Here is a 24,681-nt window from a genome sequence, read left to right on the forward strand (position 1 = left end):
CGGAGATCACCATGACCCCTTCACTGCGTAAATTTGCCCTCGCCGCCGGCTGCATGCTGTTCGCCGGCCACCTGCTGGCCGCTGATGAACCCAAGCGCCCGGAGTGCATCGCACCGGCCTCCCCCGGTGGCGGTTTTGACCTGACCTGCAAACTGGCGCAGAGCGCGCTGGTCAACGAGAAGTTGCTGAGCAAGCCGATGCGCGTGACCTACATGCCCGGCGGCGTGGGCGCGGTGGCCTACAACGCCGTGGTCGCCCAGCGCCCGGCGGACGGCGGCACCCTCGTGGCCTGGTCCAGCGGTTCGCTGCTGAACCTGGCCCAGGGCAAGTTCGGACGCTTCGATGAAAGCGCTGTACGTTGGCTGGCAGCCGTCGGCACCAGCTACGGCGCCATCGCGGTGAAAGCCGATTCGCCCTACAAGACCCTCGACGATCTCGTCAAAGCCCTGAAGAAAGATCCGGGCAGCGTAGTGATCGGTTCCGGTGGCACCGTCGGCAGCCAGGACTGGATGCAAACCGCCCTGATCGCCAAGGCCGCCGGGATCAACCCACGCGAGCTGCGCTATGTGGCGCTCGAAGGCGGCGGTGAAATCGCCACCGCCCTGCTCGGCGGACATATCCAGGTCGGCAGTACCGACATCTCCGACTCCATGCCGCACATCCTCAGCGGTGACATGCGCCTGCTGGCGGTGTTCTCCGAAGAGCGCCTGGACGAGCCGGAAATGAAGAATATTCCGACCGCCAAAGAGCAAGGCTACGACATCGTCTGGCCGGTGGTGCGTGGCTTCTACCTCGGGCCAAAAGTCAGCGATGCCGACTACGCCTGGTGGAAGGACGCCTTCGACAAACTGCTGGCCTCCGAGGAGTTCGCCAAGCTGCGTGACCAGCGCGAGCTGTTCCCGTTCGCCATGACCGGCCCGGAGCTGGACACCTACGTGAAGAAACAGGTGGCTGACTACAAAGTGCTGGCCAAAGAGTTCGGCCTGATCCAGTAATCGCCCCTCTGTCGCGCGGCCATGCCTGGCGAACCCCAGGCATGGCCCAGGAGTTCTACATGCTCTTACAACGCATTTTCGCCGCCGTGCTGTTGCTGGCCTGCGCCGGCCTGGCACTGATGGCCTGGCCGTATCAGGCGCAGTTTTCCTACGAACCGGTGGGGCCTCGGGCTTACCCGCTGCTGATGCTCGGGCTGATGAGCCTGGCGCTGATCTACATGCTGTTCCGCCCGCAACCCACCAAGCACACCGAAGAAGAACCCGCGCTCGACCGCCAGACACTGGCCAAGATCGGTATCTGCGTGGCGCTGTTGATCGTGTTTGCAGGCACCTTCGAGCCCCTGGGTTTCATCCTCAGCAGCATGCTGATCGGCATCCCCATGGCGCGCCTGTATGGCGGTCGCTGGGTGCCCAGTGTGGTGATCGTCAGCCTGATGGCCATCGGTCTTTATCTGCTGTTCGATAAAGCCATGGATGTTCCGCTGCCCCTCGGCCTGCTCGACGTTCTGGAGAACTGATATGGATACTTTCGGCTATTTGGGCCAGGGCTTCGGCGTTGCGCTGTCCCCCTACAACCTGGTGACCGCCCTGTGCGGCACCCTGATCGGCACCGTGGTCGGCCTGTTGCCGGGCCTGGGCCCGATCAACGGCGTGGCGCTGTTGATCCCCATCGCGTTCGCCCTGGGCCTGCCGCCGGAATCGGCGCTGATCCTGCTGGCCGCCGTGTACCTGGGCTGCGAATACGGCGGGCGTATCAGCTCGATCCTGCTGAACATCCCGGGCGAAGCCTCCACCGTGATGACCACCCTCGACGGTTACCCGATGGCCCGCAAAGGCCTGGCCGGTGTGGCGCTGTCGTTGTCGGCATGGAGTTCATTCATCGGCGCGTTTATCGCCACCTGTGGCATGGTGCTGTTCGCGCCGCTGCTGGCCAAATGGGCGATTGCCTTCGGCCCGGCGGAATACTTCGTACTGATGGTGTTTGCGATTGTCTGCCTGGGCGGCATGGCCGGTGACAAACCGCTGAAGACCTTCGTGGCGGCGCTGATCGGCCTGTTCCTGTCGGCGGTGGGTATCGACGCCAACAGCGGCGTGTACCGTTTTACCGGCGACAACATCCACCTCACCGACGGCATCCAGTTTGTGGTGTTGGTGCTGGGCTTGTTCTCCATCAGTGAGATCCTGTTGCTGTTGGAAAAAACCCACCGTGGCCAGGAAGCGGTAAAAGCCACCGGACGGATGATGTTCAACCTGAAGGAAGCTTCCTCCGTCTTCGTGGTGAACATCCGCTGCGGCCTGCTCGGTTTCATCATGGGCGTGCTACCGGGTGCGGGCGCCACCTTGGCCTCGGCGGTTGCCTACATGACCGAGAAACGCCTGGCCGGTGCCAGTGGCAAATTCGGCCAGGGCGACATGCGTGGCCTGGCGGCACCGGAAACCGCGATCGGCGCGTCCGCCTGCGGTGCCCTGGTGCCGATGCTGACCCTCGGCGTTCCCGGTTCGGGCACCACCGCCGTGATGATTGGCGCCCTGTCGCTGTACAACATCACCCCCGGCCCGCTGCTGTTCCAACAGCAACCCGACATCGTCTGGGGCCTGATCGCCTCGTTGTTTATCGCCAACATCATGCTGGTGATCCTCAACATCCCGATGATACGCATCTTCACGCGCATCCTCGCCGTGCCGAACTGGGCGCTGGTGCCGGTGATCGCGATCATCACCGCGATTGGGGTGTACGCGGTGCACGCCACCACCTTCGACCTGTTCCTGATGGTCGGTATCGGCATCTTCGGCTACATCCTGCGCAAGCTGGACTTCCCGCTGTCGCCGGTGCTGTTGGGCTTTATCCTCGGCGGCCTGATGGAGCAGAACCTGCGCCGTGCGCTGTCGATCTCCAACGGTGAGCTGCAGATTCTCTGGTCGAGCCCGATCACCTTTGGCGTCTGGGTACTGACCGCGCTGATGCTGGCTTTCCCGCTGATCCGCATCTACCGCAAACGTGCCCTGCAGCGTCGTGCCGTGGCCGATGTCTGAGGTCACCTTTAAACATTGGTGGGGAACACCGCTGGTCGGCCTGGCCGGCGGTTACCTGGCCAGCCTGGTCGGCTGGCCTTTGCCGTATATGGTCGGCTCATTGCTGGCGATTATCCTCGTGCGTTGCCTAACGCCGTGGCAGTTGGCGGAGATTCCCGGCGGGCGCAAATGCGGCCAATGGGTGGTTGGCATCGGCATCGGCCTGCACTTCACCCCGGTGGTGATCGAGCAGGTGATGAGCCACTTCGGCCTGATCTTCTTCGGTGCGTTGGTCACCAGCCTGTCCAGCGTGGTCGGCGTGTGGTTGATGCGCCGCAGCGGTGAAGACCGCGCCACCGCGTTTTTCTCCAGCATGCCGGGCGGTTCCGGCGAGATGGTCAACCTCGGCGCACGCAATGGCGCGGTGCTCAGCCGTGTCGCGGCCGGGCAGAGTTTGCGCGTGCTGGTGGTGGTGCTGTGTGTGCCGGCGATCTTCAAGTATTTGCTCGACGGCGGTGCACCGCAGTTTCATCCGGCACCGGTGAGTTGGATGTGGCTGGCGGTGCTGTTTCCACTCGGTGCGCTGATGGCTTGGGGATGGCAGCGCTTGCGTCAGCCAAACCCATGGCTGTTCGGCCCATTGCTGGTGAGTGCGACGGCCAGCGTGGTGTGGGACCTGCATATCGGCCTGCCCGACGGCGGCAGCCAGATCGGCCAATGGTTGATCGGCAGCGGGTTGGGCTGTCACTTCAATCGGCAGTTCTTCCGTCGTGCACCGTCGTTCATGGTTCGCACCTTGATCGGCACGGCCTTGACCATGGCCTTGGCGACGTTGGCGGCGGTGGGTTTGAGCGCCTTGACCCATCTGGACCTGCGCTCCCTGACCCTGGGCATGATGCCCGGCGGGATTGCCGAGATGAGCCTGACAGCCGAGACCCTGCAACTGTCGGTGCCGTTGGTGACGGCGATGCAGGTGATGCGCTTGTTGTTTGTGCTGTTTTTGGCGGAACCGTTGTTTCGGCATTGGAACCGTCAGCCGGAAAAATTCTAAACCTTCGGCACAGTTCAACATGTGGGAGGGGGCAAGCGCCCTCCCGCATTTGAATGTGCCTGGCCTTAGAGCGGCGGTAGGCGCCACTCAATCGGCGTCTCGCCATTCTGCTCAAGAAACTTGTTGGTGCGGCTGAAATGCCCGCAACCCAGGAACCCGCGATACGCCGACAGCGGCGACGGGTGCACCGACGTCAGCACCAAGTGCTTGGTGGCATCGATCAGCTTCTGCTTGCCCTGGGCATGGGCGCCCCACAACAGGAACACCAAATGCGGCTGGTGCTCGCTGACCACTTCGATAATCCGATCAGTAAAGAATTGCCAGCCCTTGCCCGCATGCGCGTTTGCGTTGGCACGCTCCACGGTCATGGTGGTATTGAGCATCAACACGCCCTGGTCGGCCCAGCTTTGCAGGTAGCCGTGGTTGGGGATGTCGATGTTCAGGTCGCGCTTGAGTTCTTTGTAGATGTTGACCAGGGAAGGCGGTGCCGGCACGCCCGGTTGCACCGAGAAGCACAGGCCGTGGGCCTGGCCGGGGCCGTGGTACGGGTCCTGGCCGAGGATCACCACCTTGACCTTGTCCAGCGGCGTTGAGTTGAGCGCGTTGAAGATCAGCGGACCGGGCGGGTAGATCTCTTTGCCGGCAGCATGTTCCTGGCGCAGGAACTCGCGTAACTGGCCCATGTAGGGCTTATCGAACTCATCACGCAGGGCGTGTTTCCAGCTGGGTTCGAGTTTGATACGGTCGCCTTCAGTCATAGTCGAATTGTCTTGTAAAAAAGAATGAGGCGAACCCTAGGAAAGCCGGCCCTGCTTGTCAATTGATCTGACACACCACCGGCACTTTCCCACGAAGCGATCATACTGATCCTTCACCTTCTCGATTGAGGTCACGATGAATCTGCACTTCGAAGAACTGACCGGCAGCGACGGTGCCCGTATCGGCATCGCCAGCCTCGACGCTGAAAAGTCCCTCAATGCCCTCTCCCTGCCAATGATCCTGGCCCTGACTGATCGCCTGGACGCCTGGGCCAAAGACCCGAACATTGCCTGCGTGCTGCTGCGCGGCAACGGGCCCAAGGCGTTTTGCGCCGGGGGCGAAGTGCGCAGCCTGGCCCAGGCCTGCCGCGAGCAGCCGGGCGAAGTGCCCGCCCTGGCTGCACAGTTTTTTGCCGCGGAATATCGCCTCGACTACCGCTTGCACACCTACCCTAAACCGCTGATCTGCTGGGGCCACGGTTACGTGTTGGGCGGTGGCATGGGCCTGCTGCAAAGCGCGGCCATACGGATTGTCACGCCGAGCAGCCGCCTGGCCATGCCCGAGATCAGCATCGGCCTGTACCCGGATGTGGGTGCCAGCTGGTTCCTGTCGCGCCTGCCGGGCAAGCTCGGTTTATTCCTTGGTCTCACCGGGGCCCATATCAACGGCCGTGACGCCCTGGACCTGGGCTTGGCCGACCGTTTCCTACGCGACGATCAACAGGACGAACTGCTCGACGGCTTGCTGCAACTGAACTGGCAGGAACAGACCGCGATACAGCTCAACAGCCTGCTCAAGGCCATGGCCCAGGAAGCCGTGGCTCAACAACCTGAAGCGCAATGGCTGCCACGCCGGGCACAGATCGACGAATGGCTGGACGTCGGTGATGTGCGCAACGCCTGGCGCGCCTTGAGCCCGCTGCGCGAGCATGCCGACCCGCTGTTCAACCGCGCCGGCAAGACACTGAGCGAAGGCTGCCCACTGACCGCGCACCTGGTGTGGGAGCAGATCCAACGCGCCCGCCATCTGTCCCTGGCCGAGGTGTTCCAGATGGAATACACCCTGAGCCTGAACTGCTGCCGCCATCCGGAATTCAGCGAGGGGGTGCGCGCGCGGTTGATCGACAAGGACCAGAAGCCCCATTGGCATTGGCCAGACATCAATACGGTCCCGGACGCGGTGGTGCAGGCGCATTTCACCAAGGCGTGGGAAGGCCGGCATCCGCTGGCGGACTTGTCGGATTACTGACGTTTTGCGCCCATAAAAAAGCGGCGCTTCATGCGCCGCTGGTCATACAGGCCTGTCACCGGTGACCGCCGCGGCCACCTCCACGGCCATGATCACCGCCGCGTCCATGCCCACCATTATTCCACCGATCACCCCAGCCCTGGTTCGGGTAAGGCCGGTAACCCGCCCTTGGCCCTGACGGGTAATAGCGAGGTGCTGGCTGGTAATAACGCGGGGCCGAGTAGTAACGCGGTGCCGGTGCGTAATAACGCGGCGACGGGTAGTAATCACGGCGATATTGATACGCCGTGCCGCCACCGTAGTAATAAGCCGGCGCCGGCGAGGTGTAGACCTCGGAACGGTAATAGCTCTGGCCTCCATCGTAATAGGGCACACAAGCGGAAAGGGTCAGACCGAGTAAAGCGCTGAGCAGCAGTCGTCGATACATGGCGGCCTCCTGGACCGCGAAAGAGCACCTCCAGCGACGCTGGGGGGCGGCATTCAGCTTTCACCGAATGACGAAATATCTGACATCAAAAACCGAATCTGGTGCGTTCTGGTAACAACTTGATACATCAATACCCAGTACCGACACACCGCGTCAGACGCACTGCGGCATAGCACTTACCTAACAACCACGTTTATCGATTCAGTAAATTTTTCTGGCCCGAAACTTTCCCGATTGCGATGATGTCACTATGACACTGCATGGGCCAGGGAGGCTCTAACGTGCGTCCTTCGCCACTTTCGCCGGATCCGAGCCATGAAAATCTCAACCAAACTGCTGCTTTCATTTCTATTGTGCGCGCTGGTCACCCTCGGGGTCGGCCTGCTGGGTATCAAAAGCGTCGTTCGACTCTCCAGCGCATTGGAACTGACGTTCTCCAATAACCTGGTGTCCGTCAGCAACACAGCCGCCACCCTCAATGGCTTGGTCGCCCACAACCGTGGTTTGTACCGTTTGATGGATGCGAGCAATGGCGACGTATCCCAACAAGACCGCGACCGCGTGCGCCAGGACATCGCCAACGAACTTAAACGCAGCCAGAGCGCATACGCCATCTACCGCGCCACGCCCCTGGAAGACGACGAACGGGCAGCAGGCGACAAGCTTGACCAGATCTGGCCCACCTACATCAGCAACTCCGAACGCATCATCGCGATGCTCGATGCCGGCCAGCGGGAACAGGCCCGCGCGCAGCTCAACAGCAGCAACAATGAACTGTTCCGCCAGGCGCGCGAGTTGATCCGCGTGATGATCGATTCCAACAACCGCCAGATCAAGGAAGGCGCAATCGCCGCCGAGGAGCTTCGCAGCAGCGCGTTGATGTGGATGATCAGCGGCATTGTCCTGGCCTTCATCATTGCGATCATCATTGGCGTGCTGATCACGCGCCTGATCACCCGCCCTATCGCACAGGCGGTGCAGAGCGCGCAGCGCATCGCTCAGGGTGACCTGACCCAAGCGATCACGACCGATCGCACCGACGAAGCCGGGCAACTGCTGATGGCGTTGTCCGATATGCAGGGCGGCCTGAAAAGCACACTGGTGGAAATCGCCAACGCCTCCGACCAGCTCGCTTCGGCAGCCGAAGAACTGAGCGCGGTCACCGATGAAAGCACCCGTGGCCTGACCCGCCAGAATGACGAAATCCAACAAGCCGCCACCGCCGTCAACCAGATGACCGCAGCGGTGGATGAAGTGGCGAGCAACGCCGTGTCGACCTCGGAAGCGTCCCGCCAGGCTACGACCGAAGCCGAAGATGGCCGTCAGCAAGTGGAACAGGCGGTGTCGGGCATGTCGTCGATGGTGGTGGAGATCAACGATTCGACCCAATCGGTCGCCGATCTCGCTGGCCAGGTACGCGAAATCGGCAAAGTGATTGATGTGATCCGCGGCATTGCCGACCAGACCAACCTGCTGGCCCTCAATGCCGCCATCGAAGCCGCTCGTGCCGGTGAGCAAGGCCGTGGTTTTGCGGTAGTGGCCGATGAGGTCCGGGCGCTGGCCCATCGCACCCAGACCTCCACGGTCGACATCGAGAAAATGATCGGTGAAGTCCAGGCAGGCGCCGATGGCGCCGTGGCCGCGATGAACAAGAGTCTGACCTGGGCCAACAACACCCAGACCCTGGCGCAAAACGCCGGCCAGGCGCTGGAGCGCATCACCGCCAGCGTGTCCAGTATCAATGAGCGCAACCTGGTGATCGCCTCGGCGTCCGAGGAACAGGCCCAGGTGGCCCGCGAAGTGGATCGCAACCTGCTCAACATCCAGGACCTGTCCACCCAGACCGCCGCCGGTGCGCATCAGACCAACGCCTCCAGCCAGGATCTGTCGCGACTGGCCACCTCGTTCAATGTGCTGGTCAGCAAGTTCCAGCTGTAATCGCCTCATAGCAGTGCGTCTGCCCGGTTGCCAAGCCGGGCCTCGGCGTACTGGGTACCCTCACGCTGGTGCTGGAACGGGACTGACCGGCGCTGTATCGTGCGGGGACTTCCGAGGCCCTGCCCCCATCGACCATGACCACGCCAACCCTTTGCCCCGCCTGCGGTGCCCGCAACGATTGCACCCTGGCCGACCCACGCACCGCCGACCAGGCCTGCTGGTGCTACAGCGTCACCATCGACCCGGCGGTGCTTGAAGCGCTGCCCGATGAAGTGCGTAACAAGGCCTGCCTGTGTCCGCGCTGTGCTCAGGTGGATGAGCAGATCCGCAATGCGCGTTGACCGTTTCCTCAGCAACTTGCCACGTTTCAATCGCCAGCAAGTGCGCATGTTGCTGGTTGCGCGGCGTGTCACCGTTGATGGCGTGGCGGTCAGCGATCCTCATCATGAAGTCCGCGAATTCAGCCGCGTGTGCGTTGACGATGATGTGCTGCAGGCAGGTAAATCGGCGCGCTATTTCATGCTGCACAAACCCCAGGGCTGTGTGAGCGCGACAGCAGACCCACAACACCCGACGGTCCTGGATCTGTTGGATGAGCCGGACCCAGGCGAGCTGCATATCGCCGGGCGGCTGGATTTCAATACCACGGGCCTGTTGCTGATCACCAACGACGGCCAGTGGTCGCGGCGCCTGACGCAACCGCAGACCAAGTTGCCCAAGGTCTATCGGGTGGAGACAGAGCAGGACATCGGCCCCGAATACGCGGCAACCTTTGCAGCTGGCCTGTATTTCGCGTTTGAAGACCTGACCACGCAACCGGCCGAGCTGGAGCTGTTGGGGCCACGCCTGGCACGACTGAGCATCATCGAAGGCCGCTATCACCAGGTGAAGCGTATGTTCGGGCACTTCAACAACAAAGTGATCGGCCTGCATCGCGAGCGAATGGGGCCATTGGTGCTCGATGCAGCACTGGCGCCGGGCGAGTATCGGGCGCTGTCCGAAGAAGAAATCCGACAGGTCTGACGACCGTTCGGCCGGTGATGGCAAAAAACCAGTTTATCGCCTTGCGAGCTGACGACTCTGCTGCTTGAATCAAACCGTCAGCCAAATTATGACTGACGAGTCGCCTATAACCTCCAAGAAACACCTTGCCCCGCCCGCGCTTGATCTACGGGCCTCCCAGGCAAACAGCCCGCCATAACAACACCCGTCGGCCAGCCGTCATCGGACCGACATGGGCCCTCATCTTCCAGGCGTATGCCTACCTGTCACAAAGCTCGTGCAGAGTCATCTGCGCGCCCTACCCGCTTGCCAGGAGTCTTACGACATGAGGCCAGAAATCGCTGTGTTGGATATACAGGGTCAGTATCGGGTTTACACGGAGTTCTATCGCGCGGATGCTGCTGAAAAGACCATCATCCTGGTCAACGGCTCGATGGCCACCACGGCCTCCTTCGCCCAAACCGTGAAAAGCCTGTACCCGCAATTCAATGTGGTTTTGTACGACCAGCCCTACGCCGGTCGCTCCAAAATCCATAACCGTCATGAGCAAATGCTGACGAAGGAAGTTGAAGGCCAGATCCTCCTGGAGCTTATCGACCACTTCGCCGCCGAGCACGTGCTGTCCTTCTCCTGGGGCGGTGCCGCCACCCTGGTCGCCCTCGCCCATCGGCCACGCCGTGTGGAAAAGGCCGTGATCAGCTCGTTCTCACCCGTGATCAACGCGCCGATGCGCGACTACCTCGAACGTGGCGTCGACTACCTCGGCAACCTCGACCGCGACCGCGTCGGCCACCTCGTCAACAGCACCATCGGCAAACACCTGCCGTCGCTGTTCAAGCGTTTCAACTACAAGCATGTGAGCAGCCTGGCCGAGCACGAATACGGGCAGATGCACTTTCACATCAGCCAGGTGCTGCACAGCGACCGCCTGTGCTACCTCAAGGCTGCGCGGCAGATCGACGTGCCGGTGCTGTTTTTGAACGGCGAATGGGACGAATACACCAGCGCCGAGGATGCCAAGCAGTTCGGGCAGTACGTGGCGAAGAGCAGCTTCAGCACGATCCAGGCGACGGGGCATTTCCTGGATATGGAGCACAAGGCGGCGTGCCGGGACAGCCGGGACGCGGTGGTGGGCTTTTTGAAACCGGAACGGCAGGCCAGCCGATTGCGTTATCACCAGGGTCAGACGCAGCATGCCTTTGCCATCTGAAATACCGTGTAGGAGCGAGGGGGACGCCTAGTTCTTGCTCGCGAAGATCGCCAACGATGACGTGCGCTCCCTGTTTGAACGCGGCGCTCTTGAATTCTTCGCGAGCAAGCTCGCTCCTACACCGGCTCTGTTCGTCGCCAGGGCAAGTGCCTGCAACTCGCACATTTTTCGAAGAAAAACTTCAAATCCCGGCGCACATCTGGTACAAAGTCAGCCGCTCTGAGCGGGTGTCGTATAATGGCATTACTCCAGCTTCCCAAGCTGATAACGAGGGTTCGATTCCCTTCACCCGCTCCACTCAGACATAGATTCCACGCCAGGAGGGTTTTGGCGGGGGATGCATAAAAAAACCGGTCCTTGGTGGCCGGTTTTTTTATGGGTGGGATTTGAGATTCAAAAAATAAAGCGCGGACAAACCTGTACAAATTAGTTTTCTTGTACAAGTATTATGCTTCGAGCGGCGGCACTTCGCCCTGCACCTTCGAAGAGCCAGGCCATGACACGTCTACTGTTTTCACTGTTGCTGGTCGTGAGCTTGGCCAGTTGCAGCAACGTTGAGGTCGACCACTACGCCGACCAGCAACCGAAACTGGACCTGGAGCGCTTCTTCAGTAAACCCGTGAAAGCCTGGGGTATCTTCCAGAAGCGTTCGGGGGAAGTGGCCAAGCGCTTTGAGGTCGATATTGCCAGCCGGCGCGAGGGCAACGCGTTGATTCTGGATGAGCGTTTCTTGTACAGCGATGGCACGCGCCAACAACGGGTGTGGACACTGACGCCCGACGGCCCAGGACGCTGGCGCGGACGAGCCGGGGATGTGGTGGGCGAGGCGATCGGCGAAGTGGCGGGTAATGCGCTGCGTTGGCGCTACCGGCTCAATCTGCCGGTGGATGGCTCGGTGTATGAAGTCAGCTTTGACGATTGGATGTACCTGATGGACGAGGACACCTTGATCAACCGCTCGAGCATATCCAAGTTCGGTGTCGAGTGGGGTCAGGTCACGTTGTTCTTTCGTCGCCAATGAGCCCCGAGCGAGGGTCAATCATGAATATGCAAATGCTGGCCGAGTTGGCCGGGAAAGGCGAAATACGTGAGCTGGAGTTGCTGTCCCTGGAGGGCGGTTTCTATATCGCTCGCGTCAGGCTGGATCGCGTCGAGGCAACGTTACTGGACGATCACGGCAAGCCGATGCGCATCGGGTCCACCACGCATTTACGCGACCTGTTGCAGCGGGTTCCGCCGTTTCCTTGCGTACTGGTGCAACACTGCGTTCACGATGAAATGTGCGGTACGCGTGAAGGGCCTATCGGTGCGTTGCGCATTCCGTTTTCGCTGGCGGCGACACTTTAAATTCTGGCTCCCCTCCCCCGTGGTATGGGCGGCCTGGGAAGGCAAGCCGTTTACAACCTACGGGTGACCTACGCGGCTCGGTCCACGCGGTCCTGAACAGCCTCGACCAGCAGCAGGCCCAGTTCAATCATTTGCTGAATGGCCAGGGCCAGGTAGCGCTGTTGAGAGGGCAGGCTTTCGACGAACTCGTGGGTCATGGCACCTGCACCGGCGATGGTTTCGTAGGCGTTGGCGAGCAGCGCTTGAGTGTCGATTTCGGGACGGACGCTGAACAGTTTTACGGATGGATTGCATGAGTCAGTACACATCTGTTGATCCTCGTTAGGGACCGCATACCAGAGCTACTAAACAATGGGTGGCGGCTGTACGCAGGTTAGTAGACCGGCGAATCAACGAAACCGGCGCGCCCGAAGACGCCCTGCGTGCAGCCACCATAAGAGCAGCCGTACGCCGTTGATCGTATCGGGCTACTAAACCCGACCGCTGATGGGCAGCGGCTGACGAACCTTAAAGAGGTCGTCCAAGGCGCACAACTCGGACGAGTCTGATCGTTGTGTAGGCAATGCCGCAAGGTTCAACTCTACGTTCTGACACCTCACTTTTCCTCCCCCCTCTGCACCACCCACGCCAACGGCAACGTCACACCCAACATCCCCGCCAACACCATCACCGCCACCGGCACGCCCAGCACATCCCCCACTGCACCAAACACCACCGGCGCCAACGCGCCACCGCCAATCGTGCCGGTGTAGAACAGCGCAAACGCCTGCTCGCGCTTGCCCGCGCCGGCAAGGTCGGGCACGGCGCCGTACAGCACCGAGGAGGTGCCATTCAGTACCAGCCCCAACAGCGGCAGCATCACCATCAACCCGCTGAGCGGCAGGTACACCGCCGCGACGATCAGCAGTGCAGTGCTGGTTTCCGTGATCCATACGGTCTTCATCATGCCGATGCGTGCGCCGAGGTAGCCGCAGAACAGTTTGCCGAAGGCGCCGCCGATGAACAGCAGGGTCAGGGCGAGGCCGATCCCGGCGGTACCGGCGCCTTTGGCTTGCAGCAGGAACGGCAGGAAGGTGAGGAAGCCCATGCGCACGGCGCTGTCGAGGGTGCCGGTGAGGATCAGCGCGCGCAGGCCGGTGGCCGAGCCGCTGCGCCTGAAGGGCTTGGCTGTTTTTGTGGCGGTGGATTCGGATGATTGAGCAGGAATCAGCCACCACAACAGCCCCGCCGCCGCCAGGCCAAGCAGGCCCAGCAACGTGGCGCTGGCCCGCCAACTGATGACAGTGAGCAGCAGCCCGACCAGACCAGGAATCAAGGTTTTGCCGATGTCACCGGAGAAGTTGTACTGGGACAGCGCCTGCTTGACCCCGCCCCCGTCCTCATAGGCATCGGTGATCATCGAGGAGGCCAGTGGGTGTTGGGTGCTGGCGCCCAGACCGCCGAGCAGCAGCGCCACGAGCAATACGGTCAGCCCTGTCGCCTGACCCACCAACAGGTAGGCAACTCCCGCCAGCGCAGTGCCGCCCACCAGCATCGGTGTACGGCCCCAGCGTTTGGCGGCGCGGCTGGCCAGCAATTGGAACACGGCCATCATCCCGGAATAGGCGCCACGTAGAAGGCCGATCTGGGCGTAGGACAAGGCGAACTGAGCCTGCCAGACAGGCAGCAAAACGTAGATCACATCAGTGAGCCCATCGTGCACCGCATGGGCGCTGCAACCGGCGAACAGGGCGCGACGGCGGGTGGATAATGCAGGCACGGTGTCGTTCATGGTGTCGGAACCAGCTCAGGCCGAAGAGGCTTCCAACCGGTCAAGGCGATCAACAAGGTCAGCAGCTGGAAACCGATGATCAGCACCACGCAACCGGCCCAGCCCCAGCGTTCCCAAATCAGCGCCGGGACGATGGCGCCGCCACTGCCGCCCAGGTAATAACAAGTGAGATAAACCCCGACAGCGCCCGTCTTGTTATCGCGCGCGGTGGCGGTGATAAACGCATTGGCGGCAGCTTGGGCAAGGAACACGCCGGTGGAACTGAGCGCCAGGCCGACTACGATGCACCACAGTGACGGCATCAGGGTCAGCGCCGAACCGCTGACGCCCAGCACGGCGGCGACACTCAGCAGTTCGGCATGGGGGCGGGCTTTGCTGAGGCGCCCGGCGATGGGGATCACGATCAATGCCAACAGGAACACCATGTACAGCGTCCCCAACGCTGCCGGCCCAAGGTTGAACGGCGGCAGGCCCAAGTACAAACCTGCGTAGGTAAACGCCGCGACCTGCGAGAACAACACGCAGAAACCTACGGCGTAAGCGGCCAACAGCGGCCGGCGAAATACACCTGACGAAGAGACTTTAGCCTGCACGGTCCGTGGGCGGTTGGCCGGTAACAGAAACTGGATAAAACCGCCGACCATAAGGCTCAGCACTGCCAGCAATTCAAAGGCTTCACGCCAGCCCACATACTCAGTCATCACCCCGGTAACGAAGCGCCCGGCGAACCCGCCCAACACGGTGCCCGCGACGTAGAGGCTCGTGACCTCAGTGACCGTGCCGCCGCTCCAGCGGTCGCCGATGTAGGCCACGCTGGTGGCGAACAGCACCGGGATCAGCATGCCCTCGACAAAGCGCCACACCAGCACTTCGGCAAAGCTGTCGGCATAAGCGGTCATCAATGCCGGCACCGCCAGCAGCACAGCGGCCACCGAGATCACCGTGCGTTGCGCAAAACGTCCGGTCAGGCGACTGACAAAAGGGGCGGTGATCGCCACCGCCAGGGTGGTGACGGTGATGCTCCAACCCGCCTCCTTGGCACTGATATGAAAGTGCGCGGCAAACGTCTGGAGAATGCTCTGGGTCGCATAGAGGTTGAGAAACGCCGCGCAGCCACACAGGAACAGGGCAAGGCGGGCACAATGCAGGCGCGGTTTCATGAAACCTCTCGTTTTATTTTGAAAGGTCTTTATAGAATGGCCGGCCGGTCTTAAACCAATACCGAATTCCGACCGATTGATACCCAAGGATCAGGATGCTCGACCTACGCAAGCTGCGTTACTTTCTGACCGTCGCCGAAGAATTGCACTTCGGTCGCGCGGCCCTGCGCCTACACCTGGCCCAGCCGCCGTTGACCCGGCAGATTTCAGCGCTGGAGGCAGAGTTGGGTTTCAAGCTGTTCGATCGCACCAGCCGCACCGTGACCCTCACCGCACAGGGCCGCTCGTTCCTGCCCTACGCACGTGGCGTGTTGGAACAGGTGGAGTTGGCTCAGGTGATTGCCGGGAAGTTGGCAGCAGGGACAGCGGGTCAACTGGCCTTGGGCTATGTCAGCTCGATTGCCCTGTCGGACCTGTTCAGCCAGTCAATCCAGGCCTTTGCCCAGCGCTTTCCCGATGTGCAACTGACCCTGGTGGAATGCGCCTCCGGCAGCCTCGGTGCGCAAGTGGCTGACGGACGCCTGGATATTGGCTTGAGCCGGCTGTTGCCACAAAGCGACGAGGTGCAAGCGCTGTCGTTGGGCGAGGAACGCTTGGTGGCAGCGGTGTCGAGTGACAGCCCGCTGGCCAGCCAGACCGACATCAGCCTGGCACAGCTCAGTGCCTATCCTTTGATTCTGTTTCCAGCGGATTACGGCTCGGGACTGAACCAGTCCATCGAGCAGCTTTACCGCCACCACGGCGTGCCACTGCATGCCGGACCGACCGGACGACAGATCACCTCGATCATTGCGCTGGTAGCCGCCGGGCAAGGGGTGGCGCTGGTGCCGGCCTGTACCCGGAGTTTGATGAACAAGGGCGTGACTTATCGGCCTTTGGTGGAGGCGGATGCGTGTGCGCCGTTGTTGGTGTTGACGCCGACCGAAAGACAAAGTGTGTTGATTGACGCGTTTCTTGCCGTTATCGAAGAGGCATTACACATCCGGCAATGACCCGAGCCTCGCAATACCTCCCCGCTGCGCCGATCCCACTCGCTCTTACACTGCATTCACCATCTGCCGAAATACCGGTCATCGAAGGGCACTTCGAAATCCTCGCGGAAGACGGCGCGCCGATCCCGAGCGCCCAGAAGGTCACCGTTCATGCAGCCAACCCTCAGTACCCCGGCTGCACTTGGGCGGTTGTAGACATCGATGTCACCAAGTACCTGGGCAAGGCGCAAAAACTCAACATCACGTTGCCGGGCTACCTGCTCAACCGCATTGATGAATATGTACTGCACCACCCGGAGGAAAAAAGCCGCTCGGGTTTCCTCGCGTCGGCGGCGCTTAAAGTGCTGCAACAGGATCGGTAGCGGCAACGGGAGCAAAGTCTGAATGCGGCACTGCATCCCTAGCGTGATGATGTCGCTTCATTTAGCTTGCAACCCCAGGGTTATTACCATGATTGAACCCAAACAACGCACAGCCACACCTGTACTGCGCCAAGTGCTCGGCTGGGTGCTGGTGTTGCCACTGCTGGTCGCACTGGTGCGGCTGCCGTATCCCTTGGGGCTGGGGCTGGCGCTCGGATCGATCGCCGCGTCCGTCTACGGCGTAGGGTTCGCCAGGCGCCATGCCAGCCGAGGCGTGACCGTATTCGCTGCAATCGTCACGCTGTTCAATCTGATTTCCCTGGTCGCCATCGGGGAGGCCTCAGTCATCATGGGGCTCTACAGGATTTCCTGGTTCTACTGGTACCCGTACTATTCCAACTGGGTTTACTGGAATGTCCAGGGCCAGTGAGAATTCAACCGCAAGAAACGTAGTGTTCAGTCCGGCGGATGGCAATACCGTAGGCCTGTAGCGTTTAACAACTGCCCCTCGAGGAGCCCGCTCATGCGCTATGAATACAAGCTCATGCCCTCCCCTGTCGGTGAACTCACCCTGGTGGCGCGCGATGGCAAGCTCAGCGCCATCCTGTGGGAAGTCGAACGTGTCAACCGTGTGCGCCTGGGTGAATTGCACGAAGCCAACAACAGCCCGGTGCTGTTGGAAACCGAGCGCCAGTTGAAGGAGTATTTCGCCGGCACCCGCAATCAGTTCGAGCTGGAACTGGACTTCACCGGTACCGACTTTCAGAAGCAAGTCTGGCAGGCGCTACTGACTATTCCCTTTGGCGAAACCCGCAGTTACAGCGAGATCGCCCGGCAGATCGGCAACCCAAAAGCCGTACGCGCCGTAGGGGCAGCCAATGGTCGTAACCCCATCTCGATCGTTGCACCCTGCCATCGGGTCATTGGCGCCTCGGGCGGGCTGACCGGGTTTGCCGGGGGGCTGGAAGCCAAGCAGTATTTGCTCGCGCTGGAGGGCACCGGCCAGGCGCAACTGGCGTTCTAAGCGTCTGGCGGAAAAATCGTACAATTTTGTTCAGGGCATCTTTTGTAAAAAGAAATTTCAGCGCAGCGCTGCGGTCCATTTTTTCATCACCCACCCATTAAGGAAAACGGTCATGAAATTCTCCGCAGTCTCACAATCCCTGTCTCGCTGGGCAGGCAGTGCCCGGACGTTCTATGCGGCGGTCGCGTTGATTTGCCTGTGGAGCTTGAGCGGCCCTTACTTCCACTACAACGACACCTGGCAACTGATCATCAACACCTCGACCACCATCATCACCTTCCTCATGGTGTTCCTGATCCAGAACACGCAAAACCGCGATAACGACATCCTGCACATCAAGATTGATGAACTGCTGCGGGTCTCCAAGGATGCGCAGAACGCCGTGCTGAGCCTCGATGGCCTGGATCGCAAGGAACTGGAAAAACTGCGCCAGGAATACCGCAGCATTGGCAACACCGGCACCGTGAGCCTGAACAGCAGTTGCGGCCACGCGGCCGACGATGCGGCCCCGAACAAGACCGACCTGAACCAGGCGTAAAAAAACGGCGGTTGGATAGGATCCAACCGCCGTTTTTCATAGCAAGAGAAGGACTCAACCTTCGCCTTGATGGCCCTTACCGTAGGTCGACGCCAGGGCTCGCGCCTTTTGCAGACGCTCTTCCAGCTTGGGCAGCGTCTCATCCACCAGTGCTTTGATTTCCGGCACATCCGAGGCCGCACCTTCGCGCTTGAACAGGGCAATGGCGTCTTCGTTTTCCTTCACTTGCTGCGCGGTGTAGGCCGCGTCAAAGGAATCGCCGTCCTTGAGTTCGGGCATCAGGGTTTCGGCCTTGTCGACGATCTTCTCCCGTGGGGCCACGGGCAGGTCGAGCTTCTTGGCGATCGCCGCCAAGTGCTGGTTGGCCAGGGTGCGCTCGTTGATCACCTCGATGGTGTAGTCCTTGATTTCCTGGGACGAGGTTTTGGCGTGGGCCATGCGACTGGTTTCGATATCGGCCATGCCTTTGGCCGAAGCCTGCTCGATGAATTCAGCAGGCGACTGGGCGAAAGCATTGCTGGCGCCGAGGCCCAGCAGCATCGCGAAACTGGCGGTGCGTAACCGGATAGCCATGCGGCTCATGATGGGTTCCTCCAGGGCAAAAATAGGTGCGGGGGAACAGTCCCCGCCCTGAATTCGAATTTTCCGGGCGGCAAAGGTTTAGAAAAAACTTGCCCACGCGACGAACGGTCCTGGCCCGTCAGGCCGGTTTGCTGCCGAACAGGCCTGGCAGCGCATGGGCCAGGGCATTGATGGCGAAGCCGATAAACATCACGCCGCAGAGCCTGGTGATGAGGATTTCATGGCGCTGATACACCGTGCGCACCCGCTGGGCACCGACCACGCCGATCAAGATCGCGTAGGCCAACAGGCCACCGACGAAGCTCAGGAAGATCAACGCCGGCAGCATCGACCAGGTCAGCAATTCGGCACGACTGGACAGCAACGCTGTAAACGTCGCCACCGCGACGGGATACGCCTTGGGGTTGGTCAAGCCGAACACAATGCCGTGCCAGAATGGATGCCGCGCCGCCCCCTGGGGGGCATCACTGCTGCGACGCTGGGTGCGAATCGCGCGCCAGCCGAGCCAGAACAGGTACAGGCCACTGAGCACGCCGAGCACATCGAACGCGCTGCTGCCGACTTCCCGCGCGCCCACAATCGCGACCAACGCCGTGCTGCACCACAGCACATCGCCGAGCAAGTGCCCGCACAGAAACCCCGCCCCGGCACGACGGCCTCGAGCAGCGCCGATACCAAATACCGCCAACACCCCGGGGCCAGGCGTAATACCGTAGATAAAACCCGAAGCGAGGACGGCGAGCAGCAAGGAGGGGGTCATGGGCGCGACTCTGACAAAGCGTGGGAAGGTGGACGGATTCTGCACGTTCCTGCGCTATGGGTAAAACCTCATTCCCGCATAAGGCTTGTCGCGGCAAGCCAACAGACGCGAAGCCAGGTCGCCGACATGGGCTTCGAGCTTATGACCGTCGGGATCAAGGAAATAGAACGAAGCGCCTTCGCTGCGATTGTCGCGCCACTCTTGCACCTCGGCGGCGCGCAGACGCGAGACCAGCGCAGCGAAATCACTCGCTCCGACAGTGAACCCATAGTGGGTGTAATCGGCCCCTGGCTTCGACTCGCGTAGCGGATCAAGCGAAAGGCATAGCCATAGGCCCGGCAGTGACAAATAGGCGCCGGAGTCCCAAGTAGCCTCGAGTTTGAGTTGCAACAACCCATGGTAAAAGGTGACGCTGCGACTCACGTCGGTGACGGCCAGGGTCAAGTGGTTGAAGCCTGAGAGCATGTTTTTTCCTGTTATCTGCGGCCTTCGGACAACATACCCTGCACCTGCTCAATCAACCACTGCAATCCCGAATCCCCGCCCCGTCGCGCATGCCACGCCAGTTCGAAGGCAAACGACGGAATATGAAACGGCGGCGCCACGGCGAGAAGATGCTGGTGATCAATATTCAGCAACCCTCGCGACGATACGGTGAGGATCAAGTCCGTGCCCTCGATCAACTGCGGCGCCACGCCCCAGTGCGGCAGGCTGATCGCCACATGCCGTCGCTCACGAATAGCCTTCAGTGCCCGCTCGATTTCCGGCGTGCCACTGCCGCGCATTTCCAGCAATACGTGGGGGCGCGACAGGTAACTGGGCAGGTCAAGCACAGCACCTTGCGGCAGGCTGTTGCGGTCTATCAGGCAGGTGTAGTGCTCTTCGAACAACGGCGTGGTGCGCAGTTCGGCGGGCATGTCGGGAAAGACGCCGGCGGCCAGGTCGATATCGCCATTGAGCACGCCCTCCACCATGCCTTCGCGACTGGCCTGGATGATCTGCAGGTCGATACCGGGCGCCTCACGCCGCAGGACGCGGACCAGACCCGGCAGGAAAATCGCCGCACTGTAGTCCGACATCGCCACGCGAAACCGGCGCTTGGCCGATGCCGGGTCAAAGCGATTCGGCGCCAGCAGCGCCTGCACCTGGGCCAGCGCTTCAGCCAATGGCGCCGCCAACTCCAGGGCACGGGCCGTGGGCACTAATGTGCCGCCCTGACGCACCAGCAGCGGGTCACTCAATAAATCGCGCAACCGCGCCAGCGCATGACTGACCGCAGGCTGGCTGAGGTGCAAACGCTCGGCAGCGCGGGTGACGTGTTGCTCGCTGAGCAAGGCGTCGAGGATCACCAGCAGGTTAAGGTCGATGCGACGCAGATCATTCATCAGCTGCATGCTCAGCATAAGAACTTGGAATTTAAATTTGCGTGACGAATAACCTAGAGTCCAGCAAAACCTCTGGGAGATTCGAAATGACGACGTTGCATTGGGCTGGTTTGTTGCTACTGGCAGTGATCGCCGGGGCGGTGGTGCCGTTTCAAAGTGCGATCAACGCCAACCTCGGACGCGGTCTTGGGCACCCGCTGTGGGCGACCCTGGCGTCGCTGCTGGTGAGCATCATCGTACTGCTGCCGGTGATCGTGGCGCTGCGCTTGCCGCTGCCCAACCTCACGTTTATCACCAAGGCGCCGCTGTGGATGTGGGCCGGTGGCGCATTCGGCGTGTGCTTTATCTCGCTGGCGCTGATGCTGATGCCCAAGCTGGGCGCTTCGGGGTTTATCGCCCTAGCCATGGCCGGGCAGATTCTTGCGTCGCTGCTACTGGATCACTTCGGCCTGTTTGGCTTGGCGGAGCGCCCCCTGACAACGCCCCGAATCCTTGGCGCGTTGTTGTTGATGGGCGGCGTGGCGTTGATTCAGTTCAGCGCCACACCGGCCCGTGCGCTGACAACCGCAGGCTGATCAAGCCTTGTCGAGGGTGCGCAGCTTTTGCGGCAGGCCCCACAGCAGCAGCGCCGCCGCCAACAAAGCACACACGCCTATCACATAGAGCGCCGGGGTGGTGCTGCCGGTGAGGTCCTTGATCCGCCCCACCATCACCGGGCTGACAATGCCGCCGAACTGCCCGAGGGTGTTGATCACCGCAATCCCGCCCGCCGCGCCTGCGCCGGCACCGGCCAGCAATTTGGGGGGCAGGGTCCAGAAGGTCGGGATCGACGCGATGATGCCGGCGCCCAACATGCCCAGGGCGATGATCAGAAAGGTGGTGTGGTCGGCAAAGATCCCGGCACTGAAGAAGCCCACCGCGCCCAGCACCACCAGGCCGCAGACAAACTTGCGGCGCTCGCCGGTCGCGTCCGACAGCCGCCCGATCACCACCATGCTGATCGCGCCGCACACATAGGGAATCGCGGTGAGCAGGCCGATCATCACCGGGCTTTGGGTGCCGGCGCTGCGGATCAGTTGCGGCGCCCAGAAGTTGAGGCCGTAAGACGCCACTTGGATCAGGAAGTAGATAAACCCGAGCATCAAAAAGCCGGGAATGCGGATCGCCGACAGCAACGAGCCGCCATGTGTGTTCGGCTCATGCTGGGCAATACGGCTCGACAGCAGGGTCTTCTCCGCCGGCGTCAGCCAGTGCGCATCTTCGATACGATCCTTGAGCAGGGTCAGCACCAGAAAGCCCAAGCCGATGCAGGGCAAGCCGCCGAGCAGGAACAGCCAGTGCCAGCCGCGCATCTGCAGCACGCCGTCGAGGTGTTCCAGCACCAGGCCGGAGAACGGTGCGCCCACCAGGCCCGCAAAGGCAGACGCCAGGAACAGCATCGAGGTAATGCGCCCGCGGAAGTGCTGCGGGAACCACAACGTCAGGTAATACAGCACACCGGGCGCGAAGCCCGCCTCCATCGCGCCGATGATGAAACGCAGGCCATAGAACTGCCATTCGGCCGTGACAAACACCATGGCCGCCGTGGCCAGGCCCCACGACATCATGATCCGCGCGATCCAGCGCCGCGCGCCGACCTTGTACAGCATCATGTTGCTTGGCACTTCAAAAATCACATACCCCACCACGAACAACCCGGCGCCCAGGCCGTAGGCGGTGTCGCTCAGGCTGAGGTCGGCTTGCAGCTGGAACTTGGCAAAGCTGATGTTGATGCGGTCAAAAAACGCGAACAGGTAGCACACCATGATCAGCGGCATCAGGCGCCAGGCGACCTTGCTGACCAGGGCTTTTTCGGCATCGATTTCAGCGGCCGGGCGCGCGCCGACCTCCAACGTATTAGTGCTCATGGTTTCTCTCCAGCGGACTGCTCACAGGCGTCCGATTGTTTTTGTTGTCTGGTATGGCGTTACAAGGCGGCGATGTAGTCCGGCGGCGGATGCAGGTCGCAATTGCGCCCGGCCTTGGCTACCTGGCCAGGCAATTCATGGCCCAGCAAAGCCGGCAAGCGGCGGGACAGGTTCAGCAGGTGCGGCAGGTCGATTCCGGTGTGAATGCCGACCTCTTCACACAGGTTGACCAGATCTTCCGTGCAGATATTGCCCGACGCCCCCGGCGCAAACGGGCACCCACCCAGGCCCCCCAGCGCTGCATCAAAGCGTCGGGCTCCAGCTTCGTAGGCGGCCAGCACGTTGCACAGGCCCAGGCCGCGGGTGTTATGGAAATGCAGGGTCAGGTCGCTGGCAGGCACGCGTTGCAGCACGCGCTTGACCAGGCGTTCCACCTGGCGCGGGTTGGCCATGCCGGTGGTGTCGGCGAGGCTGATGCCCTGGATGCCCAGTTGCAGATACGCGTCGACCAGTTGCAGCACGCGGTCTTCATCGATCTTGCCCTCGAACGGGCAGCCAAAGGTGGTGGCGATGCTGCCATTGAGGCGTACCGGATGCCCGGCGGCAAAGCTGACGATATCGCCGAATGCCGCCAACGACGCCTCGCACCGCATGCGCATATTCGCCAGGTTGTGGGTCTGGCTGGCCGACATCACCAGGTTCAGTTCGTCGGCACGCGACTCGACGGCACGCTGGGCGCCCTTAAGGTTAGGGATCAGCGCAACGTAGATCACACCGGCTTTACGCTCGATGCCCTGGAACACGTGTTCGCCATCGCGCAATGCAGGGATGGCCTTGGGCGACACGAAAGAACCGGCTTCGATCCGCGAAAAACCGGCCAGGGAAAGCTGGTCGATCAGGGCGATCTTGTCAGCGGTTTCAACCCAGGTCGGTTCGATTTGCAGGCCATCGCGCGGGGACACTTCCTGTACGATCAGCGGGTCGGAATAGTCAGTGATCATTGCACCACTCCCGAGGTTTTCAGGCGTTGGATGTCGGCAACCGTAAGGCCCAGGCTGCCGAGGATGTCATCGGTGTGCTGGCCCAGGCTCGGGCCCTGCCAGTTTACGGCGCCGGGGGTTTCCGAGAGTTTGGGCACGATGCCGGGCATCTTCACCGACACACCGCCAGGCAGCTCGGCATTGAGCAACATGTCGCGCGCCTGGTAGTGCGGGTCGCTGACGATATCGGCCACTGAGTAGATGCGCCCGGCCGGTACTTCGGCGGCTTCGAGGGCGCTGAGCACCTGCTCGATAGGCAGGCTGCTGGTCCAGTGGGTGATGGCGGCATCGAGCAAACCGCTTTTCGCCGCACGGCCATCGTTGTGGGCGAATTCGACGGCTTCGGCCAGGTCGGCGCGGCCGATGGTGGTCATCAAACGCTTGTAGATCGGGTCGCTGTTGCCGGCGATCACCACATAGGCACCATCGGCGGTCAGGTAGGTATTCGAGGGCGCGATGCCGGGCAAGGCGCCGCCGCTGCGCTCGCGCACATGGCCGAGCATGTCGTATTCGGGCACCAGGCTTTCCATCAGGTTGAACACGCTTTCCGCCAGGGACACATCGACAATCTGCCCGTCGCCCTGGCCGGTCTTGACCCGCAGCAACGACATCAGCGCGCCGATCACACCGTGCAACGACGCGAGGGAGTCGCCGAGGCTCACGCCGACCCGCGCCGGGGGCGAATCGGGGTTGCCGGTGGTGTAGCGAATCCCGCCCATGGCTTCGCCGATGGCACCGAAACCAGGGCGGTCGCGGTAAGGGCCGGTCTGGCCGTAGCCGGAGATACGCACCAGGGTCAGCTTGGGGTTGAGCGCATGCAGTACGTCCCAGCCCAGGCCGAGTTTTTCCAGGCCTCCGGGGCGCAGGTTTTCGATCAGCACATCGGCATCGCCGAGCAGTTGCTTGATCAGGCTCAGGCCTTCAGCGGACTTGAGGTCCAGGGCCAGGGATTTCTTGTTGCGTGATTGCAGGTACCACCACAGCGAGGTGCCTTCATGCAGCTTTCGCCATTTACGAAGCGGATCGCCCTGCCCCAGGGTTTCGATCTTGATCACCTCGGCGCCGAACTCGGCCATCAGCCGGGCGGCAAACGGCGCGGCAATCAGCGTGCCGATCTCGATCACCTTGATACCGCTCAAGGGAGCCGGCATGGGGTGTACCTCTTATTCT

At 61.6% G+C, this 24,681-nt stretch carries 29 protein-coding genes and 1 tRNA gene; 18 read left to right on the plus strand and 12 right to left on the minus strand.

Annotated features, from left to right (window positions below; translation table 11 throughout):
• The first annotated feature begins 11 nt into the window (after positions 1–11).
• The 4 genes from J1G35_RS21890 to J1G35_RS21905 are packed head-to-tail and all read left to right on the plus strand — an operon-like array spanning position 12 to position 4,059.
• The gene (locus J1G35_RS21890; protein ID WP_223015984.1) at positions 12–995 is read left to right on the plus strand and encodes a tripartite tricarboxylate transporter substrate binding protein; all 984 of its coding nucleotides are present in this window, start codon (positions 12–14) and stop codon (positions 993–995) included.
• Positions 996–1,054: 59 nt separating this feature from the next.
• Entirely contained in the window at positions 1,055–1,513 is a 459-nt protein-coding gene (locus J1G35_RS21895) for a tripartite tricarboxylate transporter TctB family protein (protein ID WP_053136840.1), read from the plus strand.
• A 1-nt stretch (position 1,514) separates the two neighbouring features.
• Positions 1,515–3,029: a tripartite tricarboxylate transporter permease gene (locus tag J1G35_RS21900; protein WP_053136843.1), complete on the plus strand. Its 1,515-nt coding sequence runs from the start codon at positions 1,515–1,517 to the stop codon at positions 3,027–3,029.
• Positions 3,022–4,059: an AbrB family transcriptional regulator gene (locus J1G35_RS21905; RefSeq protein ID WP_053136846.1), complete on the plus strand. Its 1,038-nt coding sequence runs from the start codon at positions 3,022–3,024 to the stop codon at positions 4,057–4,059. Before J1G35_RS21900 ends, J1G35_RS21905 begins: the two co-directional genes overlap by 8 nt.
• 65 nt (positions 4,060–4,124) lie before the next feature.
• On the opposite strand, the gene ung is transcribed toward J1G35_RS21905, so the two are convergent.
• Positions 4,125–4,817 (minus strand): uracil-DNA glycosylase, encoded by a 693-nt coding sequence (gene ung, locus J1G35_RS21910; protein WP_053136849.1) that lies wholly within the window; start codon positions 4,815–4,817, stop codon positions 4,125–4,127.
• 136 nt (positions 4,818–4,953) lie between these two features.
• On the opposite strand from ung, the gene J1G35_RS21915 reads away from it, so the two are divergent.
• Entirely contained in the window at positions 4,954–6,066 is a 1,113-nt protein-coding gene (locus tag J1G35_RS21915; protein WP_223015985.1) for an enoyl-CoA hydratase/isomerase family protein, read from the plus strand.
• Positions 6,067–6,121: 55 nt separating this feature from the next.
• Here J1G35_RS21915 and J1G35_RS21920 read toward each other — a convergent pair whose 3' ends face one another.
• Positions 6,122–6,493 carry a hypothetical protein gene (locus tag J1G35_RS21920; RefSeq protein WP_082341025.1) on the minus strand — a complete coding sequence of 124 codons (372 nt, stop codon included), beginning with the start codon at positions 6,491–6,493 and terminating at the stop codon, positions 6,122–6,124.
• 315 nt (positions 6,494–6,808) lie between these two features.
• On the opposite strand from J1G35_RS21920, the gene J1G35_RS21925 reads away from it, so the two are divergent.
• The 7 genes from J1G35_RS21925 to J1G35_RS21955 all read left to right on the plus strand — a co-directional run bounded on the left by J1G35_RS21925 (position 6,809) and on the right by J1G35_RS21955 (position 11,990).
• Positions 6,809–8,431 carry a methyl-accepting chemotaxis protein gene (locus J1G35_RS21925; protein WP_053136855.1) on the plus strand — a complete coding sequence of 541 codons (1,623 nt, stop codon included), beginning with the start codon at positions 6,809–6,811 and terminating at the stop codon, positions 8,429–8,431.
• A gap of 134 nt (positions 8,432–8,565) precedes the next feature.
• Entirely contained in the window at positions 8,566–8,772 is a 207-nt protein-coding gene (locus tag J1G35_RS21930; RefSeq protein ID WP_053136858.1) for a cysteine-rich CWC family protein, read from the plus strand.
• Positions 8,762–9,454 carry a pseudouridine synthase gene (locus J1G35_RS21935; RefSeq protein ID WP_053136862.1) on the plus strand — a complete coding sequence of 231 codons (693 nt, stop codon included), beginning with the start codon at positions 8,762–8,764 and terminating at the stop codon, positions 9,452–9,454. Before J1G35_RS21930 ends, J1G35_RS21935 begins: the two co-directional genes overlap by 11 nt.
• A 304-nt stretch (positions 9,455–9,758) precedes the next feature.
• On the plus strand, positions 9,759–10,643 hold the full coding sequence (locus tag J1G35_RS21940) for an alpha/beta hydrolase (protein WP_053136864.1): 885 nt from the start codon (positions 9,759–9,761) through the stop codon (positions 10,641–10,643).
• Positions 10,644–10,866: 223 nt separating this feature from the next.
• A tRNA-Gly gene (locus tag J1G35_RS21945) sits at positions 10,867–10,940 on the plus strand.
• 199 nt (positions 10,941–11,139) lie between these two features.
• Positions 11,140–11,664 carry a DUF3833 domain-containing protein gene (locus J1G35_RS21950; protein WP_223015986.1) on the plus strand — a complete coding sequence of 175 codons (525 nt, stop codon included), beginning with the start codon at positions 11,140–11,142 and terminating at the stop codon, positions 11,662–11,664.
• A gap of 20 nt (positions 11,665–11,684) precedes the next feature.
• Complete coding sequence (locus J1G35_RS21955) at positions 11,685–11,990, plus strand: DUF6482 family protein (protein ID WP_223015987.1); 306 nt, start codon at positions 11,685–11,687, stop codon at positions 11,988–11,990.
• A gap of 68 nt (positions 11,991–12,058) precedes the next feature.
• On the opposite strand, the gene J1G35_RS21960 is transcribed toward J1G35_RS21955, so the two are convergent.
• The 3 genes from J1G35_RS21960 to J1G35_RS21970 all read right to left on the minus strand — a co-directional run bounded on the left by J1G35_RS21960 (position 12,059) and on the right by J1G35_RS21970 (position 14,921).
• Complete coding sequence (locus J1G35_RS21960) at positions 12,059–12,298, minus strand: DUF6124 family protein (RefSeq protein ID WP_027604347.1); 240 nt, start codon at positions 12,296–12,298, stop codon at positions 12,059–12,061.
• 287 nt (positions 12,299–12,585) lie between these two features.
• Positions 12,586–13,761 (minus strand): MFS transporter, encoded by a 1,176-nt coding sequence (locus J1G35_RS21965; protein ID WP_223015988.1) that lies wholly within the window; start codon positions 13,759–13,761, stop codon positions 12,586–12,588.
• Positions 13,758–14,921, minus strand: a complete 1,164-nt coding sequence (locus J1G35_RS21970) for an MFS transporter (RefSeq protein WP_223015989.1) — start codon at positions 14,919–14,921, stop codon at positions 13,758–13,760. The genes J1G35_RS21965 and J1G35_RS21970 overlap by 4 nt, the downstream gene beginning before the upstream one ends.
• Before the next feature lie 95 nt (positions 14,922–15,016).
• Between J1G35_RS21970 and J1G35_RS21975 the strand changes: the two genes are divergently transcribed.
• The 5 genes from J1G35_RS21975 to J1G35_RS21995 all read left to right on the plus strand — a co-directional run bounded on the left by J1G35_RS21975 (position 15,017) and on the right by J1G35_RS21995 (position 17,837).
• Positions 15,017–15,913, plus strand: a complete 897-nt coding sequence (locus tag J1G35_RS21975) for a LysR family transcriptional regulator (RefSeq protein WP_223015990.1) — start codon at positions 15,017–15,019, stop codon at positions 15,911–15,913.
• The gene (locus J1G35_RS21980) at positions 15,910–16,275 is read left to right on the plus strand and encodes a type II toxin-antitoxin system HicB family antitoxin (protein ID WP_347709466.1); all 366 of its coding nucleotides are present in this window, start codon (positions 15,910–15,912) and stop codon (positions 16,273–16,275) included. Before J1G35_RS21975 ends, J1G35_RS21980 begins: the two co-directional genes overlap by 4 nt.
• Before the next feature lie 88 nt (positions 16,276–16,363).
• Entirely contained in the window at positions 16,364–16,705 is a 342-nt protein-coding gene (locus J1G35_RS21985) for a hypothetical protein (RefSeq protein ID WP_223015991.1), read from the plus strand.
• A 93-nt stretch (positions 16,706–16,798) separates the two neighbouring features.
• On the plus strand, positions 16,799–17,299 hold the full coding sequence (locus J1G35_RS21990; RefSeq protein WP_223015992.1) for a methylated-DNA--[protein]-cysteine S-methyltransferase: 501 nt from the start codon (positions 16,799–16,801) through the stop codon (positions 17,297–17,299).
• Positions 17,300–17,411: 112 nt separating this feature from the next.
• The gene (locus tag J1G35_RS21995) at positions 17,412–17,837 is read left to right on the plus strand and encodes a low affinity iron permease family protein (RefSeq protein ID WP_053136892.1); all 426 of its coding nucleotides are present in this window, start codon (positions 17,412–17,414) and stop codon (positions 17,835–17,837) included.
• Between the two features lie 54 nt (positions 17,838–17,891).
• Here J1G35_RS21995 and J1G35_RS22000 read toward each other — a convergent pair whose 3' ends face one another.
• The 4 genes from J1G35_RS22000 to J1G35_RS22015 all read right to left on the minus strand — a co-directional run bounded on the left by J1G35_RS22000 (position 17,892) and on the right by J1G35_RS22015 (position 20,582).
• Positions 17,892–18,419 (minus strand): DUF4142 domain-containing protein, encoded by a 528-nt coding sequence (locus tag J1G35_RS22000; RefSeq protein ID WP_223015993.1) that lies wholly within the window; start codon positions 18,417–18,419, stop codon positions 17,892–17,894.
• A 118-nt stretch (positions 18,420–18,537) separates the two neighbouring features.
• Positions 18,538–19,179 carry a LysE family translocator gene (locus tag J1G35_RS22005; RefSeq protein ID WP_053136899.1) on the minus strand — a complete coding sequence of 214 codons (642 nt, stop codon included), beginning with the start codon at positions 19,177–19,179 and terminating at the stop codon, positions 18,538–18,540.
• A gap of 54 nt (positions 19,180–19,233) precedes the next feature.
• Complete coding sequence (gene fos / locus J1G35_RS22010; RefSeq protein ID WP_053136902.1) at positions 19,234–19,644, minus strand: fosfomycin resistance glutathione transferase; 411 nt, start codon at positions 19,642–19,644, stop codon at positions 19,234–19,236.
• 11 nt (positions 19,645–19,655) lie between these two features.
• Positions 19,656–20,582, minus strand: coding sequence for a LysR family transcriptional regulator (locus J1G35_RS22015; RefSeq protein ID WP_223015994.1), 927 nt, complete (start codon positions 20,580–20,582; stop codon positions 19,656–19,658).
• 68 nt (positions 20,583–20,650) lie between these two features.
• Between J1G35_RS22015 and J1G35_RS22020 the strand changes: the two genes are divergently transcribed.
• The gene (locus J1G35_RS22020; protein WP_223015995.1) at positions 20,651–21,139 is read left to right on the plus strand and encodes a DMT family transporter; all 489 of its coding nucleotides are present in this window, start codon (positions 20,651–20,653) and stop codon (positions 21,137–21,139) included.
• Here the strand turns inward: J1G35_RS22020 and J1G35_RS22025 are convergent, their stop codons facing one another.
• Genes J1G35_RS22025 through J1G35_RS22035 form a run of 3 tightly spaced genes read right to left on the minus strand, consistent with a single transcriptional unit; the run spans position 21,140 to position 24,662 of the window.
• Positions 21,140–22,471 (minus strand): MFS transporter, encoded by a 1,332-nt coding sequence (locus J1G35_RS22025; protein WP_053136910.1) that lies wholly within the window; start codon positions 22,469–22,471, stop codon positions 21,140–21,142. It lies immediately after the preceding gene.
• Positions 22,472–22,530: 59 nt separating this feature from the next.
• Complete coding sequence (locus J1G35_RS22030; RefSeq protein ID WP_223015996.1) at positions 22,531–23,472, minus strand: hydroxymethylglutaryl-CoA lyase; 942 nt, start codon at positions 23,470–23,472, stop codon at positions 22,531–22,533.
• Entirely contained in the window at positions 23,469–24,662 is a 1,194-nt protein-coding gene (locus J1G35_RS22035; protein WP_223015997.1) for a CaiB/BaiF CoA-transferase family protein, read from the minus strand. The genes J1G35_RS22030 and J1G35_RS22035 overlap by 4 nt, the downstream gene beginning before the upstream one ends.
• Between the last annotated feature and the right edge of the window lie 19 nt (positions 24,663–24,681).

This window comes from Pseudomonas sp. SH10-3B, assembly GCF_019891415.1.
Lineage (GTDB): Bacteria > Pseudomonadota > Gammaproteobacteria > Pseudomonadales > Pseudomonadaceae > Aquipseudomonas.